This is a genomic window from Pelomonas cellulosilytica (assembly GCF_021353265.1).
In the GTDB taxonomy this organism is placed as follows: domain Bacteria; phylum Pseudomonadota; class Gammaproteobacteria; order Burkholderiales; family Burkholderiaceae_C; genus Pelomonas; species Pelomonas cellulosilytica.
In genome coordinates, this window is record NZ_JAJTWU010000003.1 from 273,142 (window position 1) to 291,936 (window position 18,795).

General features: G+C 70.0%; 17 protein-coding genes. 1 reads left to right on the plus strand and 16 read right to left on the minus strand.

Features of this window, described 5'->3' with window-relative positions:
- Positions 1-86: 86 nt before the first annotated feature.
- The 16 genes from LXT13_RS08715 to LXT13_RS08790 all read right to left on the minus strand — a co-directional run bounded on the left by LXT13_RS08715 (position 87) and on the right by LXT13_RS08790 (position 18,054).
- Positions 87-1,718: a SulP family inorganic anion transporter gene (locus LXT13_RS08715; RefSeq protein ID WP_233371481.1), complete on the minus strand. Its 1,632-nt coding sequence runs from the start codon at positions 1,716-1,718 to the stop codon at positions 87-89.
- Between the two features lie 34 nt (positions 1,719-1,752).
- The gene (locus tag LXT13_RS08720) at positions 1,753-2,871 is read right to left on the minus strand and encodes a patatin-like phospholipase family protein (protein WP_233371483.1); all 1,119 of its coding nucleotides are present in this window, start codon (positions 2,869-2,871) and stop codon (positions 1,753-1,755) included.
- A complete protein-coding gene (locus tag LXT13_RS08725) occupies positions 2,871-3,497 on the minus strand; it encodes a glutathione S-transferase (RefSeq protein WP_233371486.1) in 627 nt (208 codons plus the stop codon). The genes LXT13_RS08720 and LXT13_RS08725 overlap by 1 nt, the downstream gene beginning before the upstream one ends.
- Entirely contained in the window at positions 3,494-4,030 is a 537-nt protein-coding gene (locus LXT13_RS08730; RefSeq protein WP_233371488.1) for a hypothetical protein, read from the minus strand. Before LXT13_RS08730 ends, LXT13_RS08725 begins: the two co-directional genes overlap by 4 nt.
- A gap of 8 nt (positions 4,031-4,038) precedes the next feature.
- Positions 4,039-4,566: a hypothetical protein gene (locus LXT13_RS08735; protein WP_233371489.1), complete on the minus strand. Its 528-nt coding sequence runs from the start codon at positions 4,564-4,566 to the stop codon at positions 4,039-4,041.
- Complete coding sequence (locus LXT13_RS08740) at positions 4,563-4,985, minus strand: VOC family protein (protein WP_233371491.1); 423 nt, start codon at positions 4,983-4,985, stop codon at positions 4,563-4,565. The genes LXT13_RS08735 and LXT13_RS08740 overlap by 4 nt, the downstream gene beginning before the upstream one ends.
- Positions 4,986-5,047: 62 nt before the next feature.
- Positions 5,048-7,834 (minus strand): M16 family metallopeptidase, encoded by a 2,787-nt coding sequence (locus LXT13_RS08745; RefSeq protein WP_233371493.1) that lies wholly within the window; start codon positions 7,832-7,834, stop codon positions 5,048-5,050.
- A gap of 115 nt (positions 7,835-7,949) precedes the next feature.
- Positions 7,950-9,506: a hybrid sensor histidine kinase/response regulator gene (locus tag LXT13_RS08750; protein ID WP_233371495.1), complete on the minus strand. Its 1,557-nt coding sequence runs from the start codon at positions 9,504-9,506 to the stop codon at positions 7,950-7,952.
- Positions 9,493-10,989: an ATPase domain-containing protein gene (locus LXT13_RS08755; RefSeq protein ID WP_233371497.1), complete on the minus strand. Its 1,497-nt coding sequence runs from the start codon at positions 10,987-10,989 to the stop codon at positions 9,493-9,495. The genes LXT13_RS08750 and LXT13_RS08755 overlap by 14 nt, the downstream gene beginning before the upstream one ends.
- Before the next feature lie 112 nt (positions 10,990-11,101).
- Positions 11,102-11,623, minus strand: coding sequence for a GFA family protein (locus LXT13_RS08760; protein ID WP_233371499.1), 522 nt, complete (start codon positions 11,621-11,623; stop codon positions 11,102-11,104).
- A gap of 54 nt (positions 11,624-11,677) precedes the next feature.
- Positions 11,678-12,844, minus strand: a complete 1,167-nt coding sequence (locus tag LXT13_RS08765; RefSeq protein WP_233371500.1) for an MFS transporter — start codon at positions 12,842-12,844, stop codon at positions 11,678-11,680.
- On the minus strand, positions 12,841-14,223 hold the full coding sequence (locus tag LXT13_RS08770; protein WP_233371502.1) for a DNA recombination protein RmuC: 1,383 nt from the start codon (positions 14,221-14,223) through the stop codon (positions 12,841-12,843). Before LXT13_RS08770 ends, LXT13_RS08765 begins: the two co-directional genes overlap by 4 nt.
- A gap of 33 nt (positions 14,224-14,256) precedes the next feature.
- Positions 14,257-15,054: a hypothetical protein gene (locus LXT13_RS08775; protein ID WP_233371504.1), complete on the minus strand. Its 798-nt coding sequence runs from the start codon at positions 15,052-15,054 to the stop codon at positions 14,257-14,259.
- Positions 15,051-16,034 (minus strand): 2-hydroxyacid dehydrogenase, encoded by a 984-nt coding sequence (locus tag LXT13_RS08780; RefSeq protein ID WP_233371506.1) that lies wholly within the window; start codon positions 16,032-16,034, stop codon positions 15,051-15,053. The genes LXT13_RS08775 and LXT13_RS08780 overlap by 4 nt, the downstream gene beginning before the upstream one ends.
- A complete protein-coding gene (locus LXT13_RS08785; protein ID WP_233371507.1) occupies positions 16,022-17,341 on the minus strand; it encodes a sodium:proton antiporter in 1,320 nt (439 codons plus the stop codon). The genes LXT13_RS08780 and LXT13_RS08785 overlap by 13 nt, the downstream gene beginning before the upstream one ends.
- A complete protein-coding gene (locus tag LXT13_RS08790) occupies positions 17,341-18,054 on the minus strand; it encodes a nitroreductase (RefSeq protein WP_233371509.1) in 714 nt (237 codons plus the stop codon). The genes LXT13_RS08785 and LXT13_RS08790 overlap by 1 nt, the downstream gene beginning before the upstream one ends.
- A 217-nt stretch (positions 18,055-18,271) precedes the next feature.
- On the opposite strand from LXT13_RS08790, the gene LXT13_RS08795 reads away from it, so the two are divergent.
- Positions 18,272-18,742: a cache domain-containing protein gene (locus LXT13_RS08795; protein ID WP_233371511.1), complete on the plus strand. Its 471-nt coding sequence runs from the start codon at positions 18,272-18,274 to the stop codon at positions 18,740-18,742.
- The last annotated feature ends 53 nt before the right edge of the window (positions 18,743-18,795 follow it).

Sequence of the window (18,795 nt, forward strand, 5' to 3'; positions counted from 1 at the left end):
GGGACTTCGATGCTTGCCGGGCCGACCTGCAGGCATCGCCCAATGCGGGCCAGCTTGGGGCGGCCCGTGCTCGCCCCACAAACCCGTCAACGCGATCGGTCGACCGCCAGCTCGGCCACGGCGTCCGCCACGCTCCAGAACTGCCGCTCCTCGCGGCCAAGCCCGTACGGCGCGTTGACCCGCAGCAGTCCCCGCACCGGCTCCTTGACGCGGGCCAGCAGCAGCCGCTGGCCGCGCGAAGAGAGCCGCAGGTCCAGCTCCAGCAGGCACTCGAAAGCGGTGCTGTCCAGGTCGCTGCTCTCCTCCAAGCTCAGCACGAGCGTCGCCGCGCCGCTGGCGGTCAGCCGCCGGGCCGCCTCGGCCATCACACGCTCGGCGCTAGCAAAGAACAGCGGCTCCTGCGGCCGCAGGATCAGCGCGCCGGGCACGGGCTGGGCCTCCGGGTGCTCCGGCCGGTTGACGAAATTGCGCGTGCCCGGCAGCGCGGCCAGTTCATGCAGCACCGGCTGGCTGAAGCGCCGCAGCGCCTCAACGATGGACAGCGCGATGGACGCCAGCATGCCGTGTAGCACGCCCAACGCCAGCACCGCCACGACGGCGCCGACCACCAGCACGCGGTCGCGCCCGAGGTGCCAGGTGGCGAGCAGCGGCTGCGGCGACAACGCATGCCACAGCGCCGCGACGACGGCGACCGCCAGCACCGGCCGCGGCAGCCATTGCAGCGCTGGCAACGCAAAAGCCATGGCCCCCGCAACGACGATGCAGGCCACGACGCCCGCCCGCCGGCTCTGCGCGCCGGCGCCGTGGTTGGCCGCGCTGGCCGAGAAGCCGGCGCCGACGGGCATGCCCTGCAGCAGGCCACTGGCCAGGTTCGCGACGCCCAGCGCCAGCAGTTCCCGGTCCGCATCGAGCACATCACCGCGCCGCAGCGCCAGCGAGCGCATGCCGCCCCAGGACTCGGCGAACAGCAGCACCACCAGGCCCACCGCCAGTTCAGCCACGCGCAGCCAGTCGTCACTGTCCAGTTTCGGCACCTGAAACGACAGGCGTGGCGCCTCCACTGCACCGACGACTGCGACACCTTGGGCGCCGAGATCGAAGCCCCAGGTCACGGCGACGGATGCCACCAGCGCGATCAGCGATGCCGGCAGCACCGGCCAGCGCCTGAGCAGCGCGATGAAGCCGGCACTGGCCACCGCCACCGCGAGACTCAGGCCGTGCCACTGTCGCCCCTGCCCGGCCACCCAGGCGAGCAGATGCAGCACGCCCAGGCCGGGCGGCGGGCGTAAGCCCAGCACGTCAGGCAGTTGCTTGATGACGATGGTCAGCGCCAGTGCGAAGGCAAAGCCGCGCAGCACCGGCCGCGAGACGAACGCTGACAGCTGCCCCTGGCGCGCGACGGCCAGCACCAGCAGCACGACTCCGGCCGCCAGCGTCAACGCCATCAGTGCCTCGACATGCGCCATGCCGGTGAGCCCCGCCGCCGCGGCTGCCGCCACGCTGGCGCTGGACGACGTCGGCGACACGATGGCGTCGCGGCTGCGGCCCAGCAGCGCATATATCGCCAGGCCGACGAGGCAGGCGATGAGGCCATGCGCCACCGGCAGGCGCGCGAGGCCCGCATAGGCCACGGCCTCCGGCAATAGCAGACCGGCCACGCACAGCCCGGCGACGAGATCGGCACGCAGCCGCGGCTCAGCCATGAGGCGCACCGTCATACGGCGCGAGGCGGCGCCCATGCGCCCTCGCGCATCAGCGGCCATCCTCCACCGAATGCACGCGCATGCCCTGGCGGTCGCGCCAGGGTTCGCGCCAGGGCGCCCGGGCCAGCACGTGGCGGCCGTCCTTCAACCCGGCAGCCCAGCGCGCGCGCAGGCGTGTGTCGCTGAAGTCGATGTCGCGCCACGAGTCCTCGCCGGGCAGCGCCTGCATGATCAGGTGGACCACGTCGATGCGCGACTCGCAGCCCAGTGCCAGCAACGCCTTGACGGCCGGATCGGCCGCCGTGCCGGCATCGAGCTTCTTGCCAAGCAGGCGCAACGCGCGACGCAGGTTCTGCATGTGCTCGTGATCGCCCAGGTGCTCCAGGATGCGGCTGGCGTACTGGATGTCCTTGTAGCGGGTCAGCGTCTGGGACATCGTGTGTGGCGCGGCCTCGCTGGCGTCCCACAGGTCAACCATGAAGCACAGCGTGTCGCGGCGCTCGGCATCGTCGAGCATCACGTCCAGCGGCGTGTTGGAGTAAATACCGCCGTCCCAGAAGTGCTCGACCTGGCCACGGTGTTTCACCACCACCGGCGCGAAACCCGGCGGCAACGCACCACTGGCCATCACGTGCTCCGGGCCGATGAGGGTCTCTCCGTCGCGGTTGTCGAACAGCGCCAGCGCGCCCGAACGCACGTTGACGGCGCACAGCGTCAGCCGTGTCTCGCCGGCGGCGATGCGGTCGAAATCCACCAGCTCGCGCAGCGTGGCGGCCAGCGGCGAAGTGTCGTAGAAGCCCAGCTCCGTCAGCGGCGCGCGGCGGTTCATGTCCCAGGCCAGCGGGCCGCGCGGCCGGAAGAAGCCCGGGATGCCAGTCGTCAGCGTCTGCCAGGTCTGCCACGCCGCCGTGAACGGACTGGCCGGCAGGTGGAAGGACAGGCCCGGTTGCGTCACGCGGTCCCAGAAGCTGCGCAGCGCCTTGACGCGGTCGCCGGGCGCATTGCCGGCGATCAGCGCGGCGTTGATGGCGCCGATGGAGGTGCCGACCAGCCAGTCGGGCGGCAGCTCGGCGGATTCCAGCGCCTCGACGAACCCGGCCTGGTAGGCGCCCAGCGCACCACCGCCCTGGAACACGTAGACGGTCTGCGGCGCAGGTCGGCGCGACATCAGGCGAGCTGTGCCGTGTCGTCGCAGGGAATGGCGCGGAACACCGGCAGGGCCTCCACCGCAGACGCATGCGCGACGAGCCGCGCGAAGTCCGCCGCTGGCACCACCTCGGGCAGCATGAACTGCGTGAACGTCCACGCCACGCCCACCGTGATGCCCGACTGGCGCAACCCCGCCTCGGTCGTGTCGAGCGGCTGCGCGGCCAGCTCGGCATCCAGCTCGCCATAGGCCGCCGTGAGCTGACCCGTGACGCGATCCACCCAAGGCGCATGGCGCTTCTCGGCCGGGCGCAGACCGCGCTCGTAGACGATCTGCGCCGTTTTCTCGCAGGCTGCGAGCGCCAGACCGATCAGCCGCAGTTCACGCGTGAGCGCCGCGGGCGCAGGCGGCATCAGGCTGCGGCCGGCGAGCGCCTCGGCGTAGATGAGCATCAGCGTCGAGTCCATCAGCACCCGGCCGTCGTCGCAGACCAGCGTGGGCGCCTTGACGACCGGGTTGATCTGCTGGAACGCGTCGAAGCCGCGGAACACGGAGATCGCCGCATGCTCGAACGGCAACCCGAGCAGCCGCATCGAGATCGCGACGCGGCGCACGAACGGTGAATCCAGCATGCCGATGAGCTTCATGGGGCGTCCTTCTTTTCCTGAGCGGCGAGCTCCACGCCCTGCTCGCGCAGCAGCCGGTCGGCCACCTCGCGGCCATGGCGGCGTTCGAGTTCTGCATGCATCACGCGGTTGTAGCCGTCGGCGTAGGCCTGCAGCAGCGGCGTGGGCGTCTGGCCCTTGTGCACGATCACGAGCCCGTAGCGCTGCTTCAGCCGCGCGGCGCGTGCCGCATCGGCCTTCGCCGGCACCGGGCCGTAGACGAGCAGTTGCGCGAGGCCGGCCTCGATGTCCAGCCGCGCCTTCGCCTCGCCGCGCTCGGCCACCGCCACCGGGTTGCCCAGCCGCAGGTCGATCGTGCCGATCAGCTGCGGCTCAGGCTTGGGCGTGCCGCCCTTGATGACGCCGAACTTGTTGAACATCACGAAGACGACGCCAGCGGCCACTAGGCCGCTGCCGATGGCCAGGGCGCGAATGCCCCGGCGCGGGCGGCGCCAGCCACCGCCTTGCAGCTCGTCGGCCAGGGCCACCATCTGGGGGGATTTCGCGGATTCCATGGAATGCATCAGTGAGCGGAGCCACGATTCTCGGCCAGCGGCGCCAGCGCCGCCTGCACACGGGCCTGCCACGCCGCCAGCTCGGCCGCCGTCCAGTCGGGCCAGGCCTCGGCGTGCGACGCGAGCGCCTCGGCCAGCCGGGCCAGCTCGTCGCGGCCGGTCAGCGTCGCGGCAAGGCTCAGCCGCGCCAGCCATTCCTGCACGGTCCGCATGCGCGGGTAGGCCGCGAACAGCCAGCGCGCCACGTCGGGCCGCGCGCGCCAATCGGCACTGCCGAAGCGGGCCACGGCCAGCGCCGTGAGCCGCTGCCCGGCGCCTAGACAGTCGAACGCGACGCAGCCGGGAAAGCCGCGTTCGATCAGCACGCCATGGATGCCGCAGCGGAAGTCGGCGCACAGGTGGCCGCAGGGCGTCTCAGCCGGCTTGTCGAAGCCGAAGCCCTGCACCGCGTCGAACGGCGGTACGACGCAGCACAGCGCCGCGCAGGCGGAGCAGTCGGCCTTCAGGTGGGCGGGCAGGCTCGGGGTGCCGGTCACTTCGCGTCCGCGGACACGCCGACCATCCAGCCTACGCCGAAGCGGTCGTTCACCATGCCGAACAGCGGCGCCCAGAAGGTGCGGGCCAGCGGCATCGTCACGCGACCGCCATCGGCCAGCGCAGCGAAGGCCTCGCGGGCGGCGTCCTCGTCCGGGCAGTCCAGCGACAGCGAGAAGCCGTTGAACGCCGGCGCACCGCTGCACATACCGTCAGAGACCATGACCAGCGCGCCGCCGATGTGCAGCGACGCATGCATGACCTTGTCTTCCGCGCCCGGCGGCAGCGTGCCGGGCGGCAGCGGTTCGGGGCTTTCGGCGTAGCGCATGAGGAACTCCACCCGGGCGCCCAGCGCCTGCTGGTAGAACTCAATGGCCTCATCGCAACGGCCGTCGAAGAACAGGTAGGGCTCGATTTTCATGGGGTCTCCTTGGGGCGCGGGATAACGACTCTATGCCACGGTGCCGGGGCAGGGCCAGATGTTCAAGGCTTGAAGTCGCCAGCGGTCGAGATGACGAAATGCGCCGCCTGGATGTGGCGGCGCCAGGCCTCGTTGGCCTGCTCCACGGTCACGGCGGCGAGCTGGTCGTCATGGCGCTGCGCGGAGGCCCAGGTCCTGCCCCGCTCGGCGAGGGTGAGCAGGCCGCCGGCCAGGGCGCCCAGATCTGCACGCGACTGCTTGCGGCCTTCGAGGATGTCCTCCTTCGCGCGCGCCAGCTCGGCGGCCGTCACGCCGTCCCGGGCCATCCGGGCCACCTCCTCCTGCACGACGGCGACGACGCGATTGCGCTTGTCCGGCGCATAGCTGGCCTGGATCGCGAAGCTGCCGTCGTTGCCCCAGAAACCTGCCGACAGGCTGGCGCCGATGCCGTAGGTCAGCCCCTCCTTCTGGCGCACACGCTCGGACAGGCGGCTCTCCAGCCCGCCACCGCCGAAGATGTGCACGGCCAGCTCCAGCGCTGGGTAGTCGGCGTCCTCGCTGTTCAGCGGCAGCGTCTGGTGCATGCGGACGATGGCGTTGGCCTTGTCGCGGGCAATCGCGTCGAAGCGCGCCGGCGGAATGTCCACGTGCTGCGGCACGTAGCGCACGAAACGCGGGGCTGCGGGCTTCTTCCAGTCGCCGAAGAGCTGATCCACCTCGGCACCCAGCCCATCGGGCAGCGCCCCCACCGCGCTGACCTGCGCATCGTCGGCGCTCCAGTAGTCGGCGTAGAAGTGCTTGACGTCGTCCAGCGTCGTGGCCTTGAGCTCGGCGATGCGCTCGTCCACACCCATCACGTAGTCCGGATCGCCCAGCTGGACGCCACGCGCCCGGTTGTAGTGGGCACGCGTGGCCTCCTGGCGCAGCACGCCGGGTTCCTGGCGCGAGGCCTCGATGCCCGCGATGCCGGCCTTGATTTCGCGGTCAAAGGCGTCCTGCGGCAGCGTCGGCCGGCGCAGCACATCTGCCAGCACACGCATCGCAGGCAGCAGCGTGTCGCGCTCGGCAGTGAGGAAGATCGTCGCTCCCTGGTCGTAGCTGGAGACGCTGAAGCCCGCCCGCAGCTTGATGAGCGCGTCCTGCAGCTGCTGCTTCGTGTAGCCGGCGCTGCCTTCGCTCATCAGCGAACCGATGAAGCTGGTGCCGTTGCGCACGAAGGTGGCCCGGCGCTCGCCCCAGCGCAGCTGCATCTGCAGCACCACCGTGTTGCCGCGCGTCTGCTTCTGCAGTGTGTGCAGCGCGATGCCGCTCGGCAGCGTCGTGCGCACGGTGCGCGACTCCAGCACGGCCGGCACGGGCGCCAGTTGCTCGCCGGCCTCCAGCTTGGGCGGGCCCTGCAACGTGGCGAGCCGCTCCGCCAGTGGCGGCGCCGCGGGGATCTCGACGCGCTCCACGCTGCTGGCCGGCAGGTAGCGGCCCAGTGTGCGGTTGGCCGGGCGGAAGTAGGCGGTGCGCACGCGCTCCACGTCGGCAAGCGTGACCTTGGGGATGTCCTCCATCAGCTGGAACAGCAGCCGCCAGTCGCCGGCCGCGATGAGGCTGGAGATCTGCTGGATCAGCGCCTCGGGGTTCTTCATCTGCTGACGGTAGCTGTTGACAGCGATGTCGCGCACGCGCGCCAATTCGCCTTCTTCGAACGGCTTCGTCGTGCGCCCCTCGGCCAAGTCCAGCAACAGCGTCTCGACACGGGACACATCGGCATCCGGCGCCAGCACGGCATAAGCATTGGCGATGCCCGGCTCCACGCCGCCCGAGCCGCCCAGGCCCGCCGCGATGGCCAGCTTGGGCTCGATGAGCTGCTTGTAGATCTGGCCGCTGGGCTGCAGCGTCATCAGCAGGCCGTAGACGATGAGGGCCGCCGTGTCCGGGTGGGTCACGGCCGGCACGTGGTAGGCCGCCAGCAAGATGGGCTGGCCACCTACGCGACGCACGACGACCGAGCGCTCGCCATCCTGTGCAGGCTCCACCGTGTAGGGCTGGGGCAGCGGCGTGGCCGGGTTGGCCAGCGGACCGAACTGGCGCGCGATGAGCGCCAGCGTGGCGGCCTTGTCGAAGGCGCCGGCAATCAGCAGCGTCGCGTTGTCGGGCCGGTAGTAGCGCTTGTAGAAGGCCTGCAGCTTCTCGATCGGCACGTTCTCGATGTCGCTCTTGGGCCCGATCGTCGCGTGGCCGTAAGGGTGCCAGGCGAAGGCCGCCGCGTTGACGCGCTGAGCGAGCACGGCGAACGGCTGGTTCTCGCCGCGCTCGAACTCGTTGCGCACGACCGTCATCTCGGTGTCGAGGTCGGCCTTGGCCACGCGGCTGTGCAGCATGCGGTCGGCCTCCAGGTCGAGCAGGAAGGCCAGCGTGTCGGCATTCGCGTTGAAGCTCGCGAAGTAGTTCGTGCGGTCGGCGGTCGTCGTGCCGTTGAAGCGCACGCCGCGCTGCGCCATCTGGCCGGGGATGTCCTTCTGCCGCTCCGTGCCCTTGAACAGCAGGTGCTCCAGCAAGTGGGCCATGCCGTACTCGCCGGGCGACTCATGGCGGCTGCCGACGCGGTAGGTGATGTTGACGGTCGTGGTGGTCTGCGTGTCGTCGGGAAACAGCAACAACTGCAGGCCGTTAGGCAGCCGGTACTCCTCGATGCCACCCAATTCACGGACCAGCGCCGGCGCCACGGCGGGCGCTGCCACCGGCCTGGCCACGGCCTTGGCCGCAGGCCGGAGAGGTGTGGCTTGCGCGGTTTGCGCCTGAAGCGGCCCCACGGCCAGCACGCAGACGAGGGCCAGGCCGATTCGCGAAAAGCTCATTCAAGTCTCCGGGGATGCCGGCTGAGCCGGTCGCTTGGGGTGAAGAGGGGCGGATTTTGACCGCTGTGCGCAGCGGCGCTGCCATCGGCCGCGATGGGTATGTCGGCGATGGACGCTACAGCCCCGCCAGCAGCGCCTCGACCGCATCGCTGCCCGCTGGCTTGGTGAGGTGTACATCGAACCCCGCCGCGCGCGAGCGGCGGCGGTCTTCCTGTGAACCCCAACCCGTCACGGCCACCAGCAGCGTGCCCGCGAAGCGGGGGTCTTGCCGCAGCCGGGTGGCGAATTCATGTCCGTCCATACCCGGCATGCCGATGTCGCAGAACACCGCCTCGGGCAGCAGGTCGTCGGCCGCGGACAGGCCGGCCGCGCCGGTGTGCTCGATGCGCACCTCGTGCCCGCCCAGCGCCAGCAGCATGCCCAGCGCATCCGCGGCGTCCTCGTTGTCGTCCACCACCAGGATGCGCAGCGCGCGGGGCGCCACGACCGGAGCGCCCCCGGCCTCGGCCTCCGTCGGGCCACGGCCTTCGCGCTGCAGCAACGGCAGGCGGATGGTGAAGACACTGCCTTTCCCCGCACCTGCGCTCGCCGCCGTCACGTCGCCGCCGTGCAGCGACACCAGGCTCTTGACCAGCGCCAGCCCGATGCCCAGCCCGCCCTGCGCGCGCTCCAACGACCGGTTGACCTGGGCGAACATGTCGAACACCCGCGTGATCATGTCCGCCGGCAGCCCCACGCCGCTGTCGGCGACCGACAGCACCGCCTCATGCCCGCAGCGACCGAGCGTGATGGCGATGTGCCCCCCATCCGGCGTGTACTTGGCGGCGTTGTTGATCAGGTTGCTGAGCGACTGCGACAACCGCGTGGGGTCACCGTCCACCTCCAGCGGCTCGTCGGGCATGTCCACATCCACCTGGTGACCGCCGCGCGCGATCAGTGGCGCGCAGGCCTCCAGCGCCGAGTCCACCACCTGGCGCAGGTCCAGCGGTCCGCGCTGGAGCACCAACTTGCCGGTGGAGATGCGCGACACCTCCAGCAGGTCGTCGATGAGGTGCAGCAGCTGATTAAGTTGCCGCTCCATCATGTCGGTGACGTGTTTCATGCGCGCCGCCTCGGGCGGCATCCGCACCAACAGTTGCAGTCCGGTGCGGATGGGCGCGAGCGGGTTGCGCAGCTCGTGGGCCAGCGTGGCGAGGAACTCGTCCTTGCGCTGGTCGGCCTGGCGCAGCGGGCGTTCGGCCTGCAGCAGCGACTCGATCTGGTCGCGGATCTGGTACTGCCAGCGCCTGCCGCGCAGCGCCGTCATCACGGCACTCACCATCGCGCGGGCCGAGGTGGGCCGGTCCAGCACCGTCAGGTTGAACAGGTCGCCTCCATGCGCCGGCGACTGCAGGCCCTGGCGGCACATCGCGAGCACTGGCAGGTTCGACCACGCCGGCTGTGTGTCCAGCGCGTGCTTGAGCGCTCCGAATCCTGGGTCGGCCAGCGTTACGTCGGTCACCATCAGCGCTCCGGCGCCTTCGCGGATCAAGGCCTCGGCCTGCCGGAATCCAGACGCTACGACGTCCTCGATGCCCGCGGCGCCTAGCAGCCGGTGCGTCACCTCGGCGTCGCGCGAGGTGGGTGCGAGAACGATGACCCGCTCGCTGTACGACGGCTCAGACGACTGCATTGGCAGGTGGCGCGGGGGCCGCCACGGGGTCCTCAAGTTCGACCGGAACGCCGGCCAGCACGCCGCGCAAATGCACGAGCGGCGGGCCTAGGTGCACGCCGCTGCCATCGAACCAGAGCTGGCGGATGGTGTTCTCGTGACGACCGCCGCGCATCTTGGCCACCGACATCGCCCTGCGCACGGCGCCCCGGTGCTCGTACATGCGGAAGAGCATCACCGTGTCGGCCAGGTAGCTGGCGTCCACCACGCTGCGGGCGCCCACGCCGGTCATACCCTGCTGCGCGGCCACCACGAAAGTCGCCACGCCATGGTTGCCCAGGTAGCCGAGCAGCTCGTGCAGCTGGACCGTCAGCGCGCGATCGTCGGGCATGGCGTTGAAGTAGCCGTTCAGGCTGTCGATGACGACCACCTGCGCGCCCTGCACCTCCACCGCGTGGCGGACCAGGTTCGTGAACTGGCTGGGCAGCACTTCGGCCGGGTCGATCTGGCGCACCTCCAGCCGGTCCATCAACGCGTCGTCCAAAGCCAGGCCAATCGCCCGCAGCCGGTCCAGCAGCAGCTTGCGCGACTCCTCGAAGGTATAAATGACTGCACGGTCGCCCCGCGCCGCCGCCGAGCAGGCGTACTGCGCGGCGATGGTGGATTTGCCCGTGCCGGCGGGGCCGATCAGCAGCGTGGCCGTGCCGCGCCGGGTGCCGCCGCCGAGCATCGCGTCCAGCTCGGCCACGCCGCTGGGCACGATGTCGCGAGCGAACGGCGAGCCATGGTCCACCGGTCGCAGCCGCGGGAACACTTCCAGCCCGCCGCGGCGCAGGACGAGGTCCTGCTGCCCGCTGGTAAAGTCGCTGCCGCGGAGCTTGACCACACGCAACTGCCGCAGCGCCGGCCCATACTGCGGCACCCGGCGGTCCAGCGCGATGACACCGTGCGCGATGCTGTGCACCTGCGTGTCCACGCCCTCGCCGGAGCGGTCGTCCAGCAGCAGCACCGTGCAGTCACGGCCCACGAAGAACTGCTTCAGCGCGAGGATCTGCCGCCGGTAGCGCAGCGAGGTCTGGGCCAGCAGGCGCAGTTCGGACAGCGAGTCGAGCACCATGCGGCGCGGCTTGATGCGCTCCACGGCCTCGATGATGCGGCGGGTCGTTTCGGCGAGTTCCACCTCGAAGGGGTGGTACATCGTCAGCTCGGTGTCGCCGTCCAGACCGGTCTCGTCGACGATGAGCTCGGCGATCTCCATGCCGTCCAGCGACCAGCCGTGCGACGCGGCGCCGGCGCGCAGCTCACCGGCGGTCTCGCCCAATGTCACGTACAGACAAGCCTCGCCATCACGCTGCCCTTGCAGCAGGAACTGCAGGGCCAGCGTGGTCTTGCCAGCGCCGGGTTCGCCGTCGATGAGATACAGCCGCCCGGCGATGAGCCCACCATGCAGTACCTCATCCAGACCGGCCACGCCGGTGGCCGAACGCTTGACGCCTTGGGTCATCTCACCATCCCGTCAGGAACGCCCCGGCGCGCCTTGGTGGCACCGTGGAGGCAGCAACGAGTGTATGCCCGAGGGGCACCGAGCCGCCGCCCAGGCGCGACGTTATGAATTGCTATCTTGGGGAGGCCCGCCCCGCCCGATAGGCCTCGATCAGCGGCAGCAGGCGCTCACGGCGCGCGAGACTTTCGGGCGACCAGAACTCGCCGCGGTCGTAGTAGGTCGCCACCGCCGGCGCACCCGCCGGCAGCACCACCCAGGGCTGCTTGGACTCGGTGAAGATGTGGATGTCCGGCGGCAGCAGGTCCGGGTTGTCGAGCGTTCCGACGCGGACGAAAGCCACCACAGGCCCGGCCCCGGCGTAGTGGCTCCACAAGGCGACGCGGCAGGTCGGGCAGCGCGCGATGCGTTGGCCGCTGCCGCTGTCCGATGGCGTGTCCACCATCTCCGGCGCCACGCCCAGCGACGTGACTTGGTCCGCTTCGATCATCGCGTTGAGCGCAAAGGACGCGCCCGACTCGCGCTGGCACCAACGGCAGTGGCAGCAGTGGACGAACAGCGGCGGCGTCTCCATGCGATAGCGCACTGCGCGGCAGTCGCAGCCGCCTTCGGCGGGGAAGTCGTTCGGTGTGGTCATCGGCAGGCTCCGTGCAGTCGCCCGCCGATCGTACGGGCGCTCGGCGGCAACCGCCTACAGCCGCCGCGCCACCCACTGCGCGGCCAGCAACACCGAGGCCATCAGCCACATCGGCGCGGCCAGTGCCGTGGCGGCAGCCAGCATGCCGAAGCAGGCCGGCATGGCGACCGTCGCGCTGTTGACCGTCAACATGCGCAGGCCCAACGCCTGGCCATGGCGCTCGGGCGGTGTCGCACGGTGCAGCATGGCCAGGATCATCGGCTGGACCGAGCCCAGCGCCACGCCCAGCAGCGCCGAGCCGCAGATCAGCCCAGCCGTGCCCGGCAGCCACGCATAGGCGGCAAAGGTCAGCATCGCGACGCTCATCGCAGCACGCAGCGCACGCGCTTCGTCGAGGTCGTCTGCGAAGCGCACGATGGCCAGCCGCACGACCGTGGCCGCGACGGCGAAGCTGCCCAGCACGAGGCCGATACTGGAGGCCGACAGCCCGCGCGCATGGCCCACGACAGGCACGACGAAGCTGTGTGCATCCCAGCCAGCCGACAACGCAAGGTTGACGATGAGCAGCCGCCGGTAGGCCGGTAGCCGGAACAGGTCCCAGGCCGCGGGCTGGCGGAAGCTCCGCGTGTAGACCGGCGGCGGGTTGCGCGGCACGCGGGTTGCAAGCGCCCAGGCCAGCAGCGGCAACACCGCCGCGAAGCCGAAGGCCGCCGTCATGCCGGCATGGTCGATCAGCAGGCCCGCGACGATGGGCGACAGCGCGTTGGACATCGCCGGGCCCAGCGCCATCCAGCTGAAGATCTTCTTCAGCTCGCCCGGCTCCTCGGCCATCAGGCCGGCCTCGCGCTGCATCGCCACGCCCGCCATCGCGACGGCGCCGCCGCACAGCAGGCAGCCGACGGCGATGGCCCACAGCTGCTGCACCGCCAGCGCCAGCAACGCGCCGGTGAACGCAAGCGTCACGCCGACGCCCACCGGCCGGTGCAGGCCGTGACGGTCGGCAAGCCGGCCTGCCCACAGCGACAGCACGATGGGTGCGACGGCGAACAGGCTCAGCAGCAGGCCCACCGACGCCTCGCCGTAGCCCTGGTTCAGCACCCACAGACTGGCCGTCACACGCGTGGTGGCCATGCAGGCGTGCACACAGATCATCGTGGCGATCAGCCACGCGAAGGCATGGCGCAGGTGCTTTTTCGGGGCGCCGGCGCTGGCGGAGCTCACTCGGCTGTGTCCTCGCCCAGGCCCAGCTGCAGCAGCTGCTGAGCCGCGTCATCGGGCAGCGCCTCGACCGTCTTGAGCTTGCGAGTCATCGCACGCGTGCGCACCTCGGCGGCATCCAGCGTGTTACCGGCTTCCTCCAGCTTCTTCTTGGCCTTGGCCAGCACGTCGCCGAACTTGCCGAACTCGGTCTTCACGGCGCCTAGCACCTCCCAGACCTCGGCCGAGCGCTTCTCCAGCGCCAGCGTGCGGAAGCCCATCTGCAAGCTGGTCAGCGTGGCCAGCAGCGTCGTCGGGCCGCACAGCATGACCTTGTGCTCGCGCTGCAGCGCCTCCAGCAGCCCGGGGCGGCGCAGCGCCTCGGCGTACAGGCCCTCGGTCGGCACGAACAGGATGGCGAAGTCGGTCGTGTGCGGCGGGCCGATGTACTTCTCGCGGATGGTCCTGGCCTCCAGCCGCAGTCGGCTCTCGATGGCCTTGCCGGCGGCCTCCGCGGCCGGGGCGTCGGCGCGCTCCTGGGCATCGAGCAGGCGCTCGTAGTCCTCGCGCGGGAACTTGGCGTCGATCGGCAGCCACAGCGGCTTGCCATCGTCACGCTGGCCTGGCAGCGAGATTGCGAACTCCACGCGTTCGGACGAGCCCGGCAGCGTCGCGACGTTGGCCGCGTACTGCTCGGGCGTGAAGACCTGGTCCAGCAGCCCGGCCAATTGCACCTCGCCAAACACGCCCCGCGTCTTCACGTTGGTCAGCACGCGGTTCAGCGAGCCCACGTCGCGCGCCAGGTTCTGCATCTCGCCCAGGCCCTTGTGGACCTGCTCCAGCCGATCGGCCACCTGCTTGAAGCTCTCGCCAAGGCGCTGCTCCAGCGTCGCGTGCAGCTTCTCATCGACGGTGGCGCGCATTTGCTCCAGCTTCCTCTCGTTGTCCTGCTGGATGCTCGTGAGCCGCTGCTCGACGGTGTGGCGCAGCTCGGCCAAGCGCTGTTCGTTCAGCTGCGACATGGCCTGCAACTGCTCGCGCATCGCATCGGCCAGCCGCTGCATGGACTCGGCCTGGCTCTGCGCGTTGCGCAGCGCGGCGGCGTCCTGCGCCTCGCGCGCGGCCAGCGCCTGTGCGGCCAGCGACTGGTTGCTGCCCTGCAGCCCTTGCGTCAGCGCCTGCTGCAGCTGGCCCACGCCCTGCGACAGCTCTAGCCGCAGGCTGCCGGCGCTGCGGCCAAGCTCGTCGCGCAGCTCACGTTCCAGGCGCTCGCTGGTGTGCTGGAACAGCTCCGGCGACAGCATCGCCGGCATCTCCTGCGACGGCTGCCGCCTCCAGATCAACAGCAACAGGACGAATATCAGGGCCAGCAGGCCCACCAGCAGCAACTCGAACAAGGTCATACCGGCATTGTGGCGCCCGGCCGCGCGCGAGACTCAAGGCGTGACGAGCGGCGCGACGGTGCGCGGCAGTTCGGCCTCGATGAGGGCTTCGAGCGCTTTGATGCGTTCCTCGGCCGGCGTGGCCGCCCAGGGATTGGCCGCCGCCCCGCGGCTGACCGGCAGGCGGCTGGCCACGGCCATCGACTGCTCGCGCTGCAGGCGCAGGTCGCCCAGGTCGACCAGCGCGACGCGCAGCGACACATAGGGCGCGAAGATGGGCAGGCTTGCCTGGCCATCGAAGCCGATCTGCGCGCTGGGGCGCTGGTCCAGCACGAATCCTGGCCCTTCCAGCGCCGTGGTGATGTGCGCCGGCAGCGCCGCGGCCAGCGCCGGCTCCTGGCGACTGCGCGTGATGAGCAGCAGCTTGGCCGCGCCGCTCTGGCGCACCGCCTCGCCCAGCTTGCCGGGCAGCGCCAGCTTGCCGTCGACGAACAGGTTGGCCGGGTCGCCGAACAGGCTGCGGGTGGAGGACGTGTACAGCTTGACCTCTCGCTTGTCGCCGCTGGCTTTGACGGCGTCGTTGATGACGCGCAGCACGATGTCGTCCAGGCCGCCGGCGGGCGTGGCCGTCCACTCCCCCGTCTGCGCCGTGTCGCCCCGGGCGGGCGTGAGGCTGATGAGCTGCACGCTGTCGCCCAGCACGGACAGCGCGGCGAACTTGTTCGGGTCGCGCGGCGTCTTGTCGACAGCCGCCGGCTTGGCCACCTCGTTCTCGGGCTGGGGGGCTTTTTGCCGCTGCGCCAGGGCGAGCGCGGGCAGGATCAGGATCAGGGGAAGCAGGCGGCGTTTCATGCAGGAAGGACTTGGGGGTTCAGCGGCGTGGGCGGCGGGGCGCCGGTCAGCGCGGCGACGAGATTGTCGGCGGCCAGGTGAGCCATCGCGAGGCGGGTGGGCATCGTGGCACTGCCGATGTGGGGCGTCAGCACGGTGTTGGGCAAGGTGAGCAGCGCCGGGTTGATGCGCGGCTCGCCCTCGAAGACGTCCAGGCCCGCGGCGGCGATGCGGCCGTCGCGCAGCGCCGCGGCCAGCGCGTCCTCGTCGACGATGCCGCCACGGGCGATGTTGACGAGCGTGGCCGTGGGCTTCATCAGCGCCAGCTCGGCCGCGCCGATGCAGTGATGCGACTCAGGCGTGTAGGGCAGCACGAGCACGAGGTGATCGGCCTGGCTGAGTAATTCGTCTTTGCCGAGGTAGTGGGCCCCGAGTTCGGCCTCCACATCGGCCGGCAGCCGCGACCGGTTGTGGTACGCGATGCGCATGCCGAAGCCGAAGCGCCCCCGCCGCGCCAGCGCCTGGCCGATGCGGCCCATGCCGAGGATGCCCAGCGTCGTGCCGTGCACGTCCGCACCGGCGAGGAAGTCCCATGCCCAGCTCTTCCAGCGGCCCTCGCGCAGCAGCCGCTCGCCCTCGCCCATGCGCCGGGCCGTCGCCATCAGCAGCGCGAATCCGAGGTCGGCCGTCGTCTCGGTCAGCACATCGGGCGTGTTGGTGACGAGCACGCCGCGGGCGGTGCAAGCGTCCAGGTCGATGTGGTTGTAGCCGACCGACATCGTGCAGACAGCGCGCAGGTCCGCGCAGGCGGCCAGCAGCTCGGCAGTAATGCGCTCGGTGCCGGTAATGTAGGCCCCGGCCTTGCCCTGCAGCCGTTCACGCAGCGACTCGGGCGGCAACGGCGCCTCACCGTCGTGGTAGTCCACGTCGAAGCGGGCCTTGAGCTTGTCAAGCACGGCCGCGGGCGCGCGGCGCGCCACAAGCACTTTCAATGCATCCATATCCATGCCATCACTAAGAGAAGCGGCAACATCACCGCACCGGACCACAGCAGGTAGCCGCCGAAGCTCGGCATCTTCACGCCACGCTCCTCGGCAATCGCCTTGACCATGAAGTTGGGCGCATTGCCGATGTAGGTCATGGCGCCCATGAAGACGGCGCCGCCCGAGATGGCCGCCAGTACAGCGGCACCCTCGCCCATCAGCCGCTGGGCGTCGCCTCCGGCGAGGTTGAAGAAGGCCAGGTAGGTGGGCGCGTTGTCCAGCACCGACGACAGACCGCCGGTGAGCCAGAAGTAGGCCAGTGGCGAGTCCAGCGCCGCCGCAACGGGCGCGAATACGCCGGCGGGGCCGGCCTTGAGCATCGCGATGACCGGCACCATCGTTAAGAAGATCGCGATGAACAGCTTGGCCACCTCCTGCATCGGTGCCCAGGTGAACTGGTTCTTCTCGCGCACGCCGGCCGGCGTGAGCCACAGCGACATCAGTGTCACGCCGACGAGCCCGGCGTCGCGCACCAGCGCCTGCAGCGGCAGCGGCGTGCCCCACAGGTCGAGGACGATGCCGGGCTTCCAGGTGCCGCTCATAAGCACGAGCCCCACGGCCGCGGCCAGCGGCATCAGGTTGACGACGCCCTCGATGCCCAACGCCGGGGCGTCAGGCGTGGGGTCGGGCGGCGTGATGCCCTCCTTGCGGTAGAGCCAGCTGTCCAGCACCCAGAACACGGCCAGCAGACCAGCGAGCAGGAACAGCGTCGCGGCCCACAGGTGCTGGGCCGTCCAGAAGAAGCTCACGCCCTGCAGGAAACCAAGGAACAGCGGCGGGTCGCCCAGGGGCGTCAGCGAGCCGCCGACATTGCTGACGATGAAGATGAAGAAAACGACGACATGGGCGTTGTGGCGCCGGTTGTCGTTGGCGCGGATCAGCGGGCGGATCAGCAGCATGGAGGCACCGGTCGTGCCCATGACGCTGGCCAGCGCCGCGCCCAGCGCCATCAGGCCGGTATTCAACGCGGGGCTGCCGTGCAGGTTGCCGCGGATGAAGATGCCGCCAGCCGTCGTATACAGCGCGCACAGCAGGATCGTGAAGGGCAGGTACTCCTCCACCAGCGTATGCACGAGCACATGGCCGGTGTCGGCCGCTCCGAAGGCCAGCGTGAATGGCAGCAGCAGCGCAGCGGTCCAGGCCGCGGCGATCTTGCCGAAGTGGTGATGCCAGAAGGCCGGCGCCACCAGCGGCATGACCGCGATGGACAGCAGCAGGCCGGCGAACGGCAGGACCCAACTCAGGCCGAGTTCAGCGCCGGCCATCAGGTGTCGAGAAATCTTGTGAACTCGGACACCGGCGCGCGCTCGGTGACGAGGCCGTTCTCCACGGCTGCCGGGTCCGCATGGCCCAGCGACATGCCACAGACCAGCATCTGTTCGTCGCCGAGCTGCAGTTCCTCGGCAATGAGCCGGTGGAACTGCGTGAACGCAGCCTGCGGGCAGGTGTGCAGGCCGCGCGCGCGAGCCGCGATCATGACGTTCTGCAGGAACATGCCGTAGTCCAGCCACGAGCCCTGCTGCATGACGCGGTCGATCGTGAAGAGCAGGCCGACCGGCGCGTCGAAGAAGATGAAGTTGCGGCCATGCTGGTGCTGCATGCGCGCCTTGTCGGTCTTGGCGATGCCCAGCAGGCCGTACAAGTCCCAGCCGACTTTGCGGCGGCGGTCGATGTAGGGGCTGCGCCATTCCCTGGGGTAGTACGCGTACTCCTCCTGGTGAGCCGCGTTTTCTGCAGGGTCGAGGTAGGCGGCCTGGATGCGGCGCGAGACGCGCTGCAGCGCCGCACCTGCCAGCACATGCACCTGCCAGGGCTGGGTGTTGGTACCCGAGGGTGCCCAGCGGGCGACATCGAGGATGTCCTCGACCGTCTGGCGCGGTACGGGCGTGGGCAGGAAGGCGCGCAGCGAATGTCGCGTCTTGATGGCAGCATCCACCGCAGCGGTCTGCTCGGGCGTGGGAACGTCGAATCGGCTCATGGGGTCTCGGCCTTCGCGGCTGGGAGTCGGCAACGGCAGTGCGGGCCATTCTTCCATGCGACCGTCCGTAAGCCGGACGCGGCGGGCGACCGAGACATTTGCACTTGCAAGACGCTGTTTGACGGCGCGACACTGCCCGAAGCGTTGGGATCGATTGCGGCTGCAGCAGCGGCACTGCCGATACGACTGCCTCACCACGGCTTGAAGGAGCACGCGCATGAACCGATTCCCTGCATCCGCCCTCGCCGGCCTGACCTTCGCGGCAGCGACGCTATTCGGCGCCACGACCGCGCTGGCCGACAACGCGACCAAGGATGACGCCGTGGCCATGGTCAAGAAGGGCGTGGCCTACATCAAGGCCAACGGCCGCCAGAAGGCCTACGGCGAGATCACGGCCAAGAGCCCGCAGTTCGTCAAGCAAGACCTCTATCTCGTCGTCTACGGGTTGGACGGCAAGTGCCTGGCGCATGGCGCCAACGAGAAGCAGGTCGGCCGCGACCTCCTCGAGCTCAAGGACATCGACGGCAAGGCCTTCATCAAGGAGCGCGTCGAGCTTGGCAAGTCCAAGCCCAACGGCTTCTGGCAAGACTACAAATTCACGAACCCGACCAGCAAGAAGATCGAGCCCAAGCAGATGTACTGCGAGCGACTGGACGACACCATCGTCTGCGGGGGCGTCTACAAGTAAACCAGCAGTCGGCCGGGCTGGCGTGTATCGCCGCGACGGAACCGCCTGCGCCA

Coding starts and splice junctions, on each gene's coding strand:
- LXT13_RS08715 (WP_233371481.1), bottom strand. CDS start 1,718: ATGACGGTGCGCCTCATGGCTGAGCCGCGGCTGCGTGCCGATCTCGTC.
- LXT13_RS08720 (WP_233371483.1), bottom strand. CDS start 2,871: ATGTCGCGCCGACCTGCGCCGCAGACCGTCTACGTGTTCCAGGGCGGT.
- LXT13_RS08725 (WP_233371486.1), bottom strand. CDS start 3,497: ATGAAGCTCATCGGCATGCTGGATTCACCGTTCGTGCGCCGCGTCGCG.
- LXT13_RS08730 (WP_233371488.1), bottom strand. CDS start 4,030: ATGGAATCCGCGAAATCCCCCCAGATGGTGGCCCTGGCCGACGAGCTG.
- LXT13_RS08740 (WP_233371491.1), bottom strand. CDS start 4,985: ATGAAAATCGAGCCCTACCTGTTCTTCGACGGCCGTTGCGATGAGGCC.
- LXT13_RS08745 (WP_233371493.1), bottom strand. CDS start 7,834: ATGAGCTTTTCGCGAATCGGCCTGGCCCTCGTCTGCGTGCTGGCCGTG.
- LXT13_RS08750 (WP_233371495.1), bottom strand. CDS start 9,506: ATGCAGTCGTCTGAGCCGTCGTACAGCGAGCGGGTCATCGTTCTCGCA.
- LXT13_RS08755 (WP_233371497.1), bottom strand. CDS start 10,989: ATGACCCAAGGCGTCAAGCGTTCGGCCACCGGCGTGGCCGGTCTGGAT.
- LXT13_RS08760 (WP_233371499.1), bottom strand. CDS start 11,623: ATGACCACACCGAACGACTTCCCCGCCGAAGGCGGCTGCGACTGCCGC.
- LXT13_RS08770 (WP_233371502.1), bottom strand. CDS start 14,223: ATGACCTTGTTCGAGTTGCTGCTGGTGGGCCTGCTGGCCCTGATATTC.
- LXT13_RS08775 (WP_233371504.1), bottom strand. CDS start 15,054: ATGAAACGCCGCCTGCTTCCCCTGATCCTGATCCTGCCCGCGCTCGCC.
- LXT13_RS08780 (WP_233371506.1), bottom strand. CDS start 16,034: ATGGATGCATTGAAAGTGCTTGTGGCGCGCCGCGCGCCCGCGGCCGTG.
- LXT13_RS08785 (WP_233371507.1), bottom strand. CDS start 17,341: ATGGCCGGCGCTGAACTCGGCCTGAGTTGGGTCCTGCCGTTCGCCGGC.
- LXT13_RS08790 (WP_233371509.1), bottom strand. CDS start 18,054: ATGAGCCGATTCGACGTTCCCACGCCCGAGCAGACCGCTGCGGTGGAT.
- LXT13_RS08795 (WP_233371511.1), top strand. CDS start 18,272: ATGAACCGATTCCCTGCATCCGCCCTCGCCGGCCTGACCTTCGCGGCA.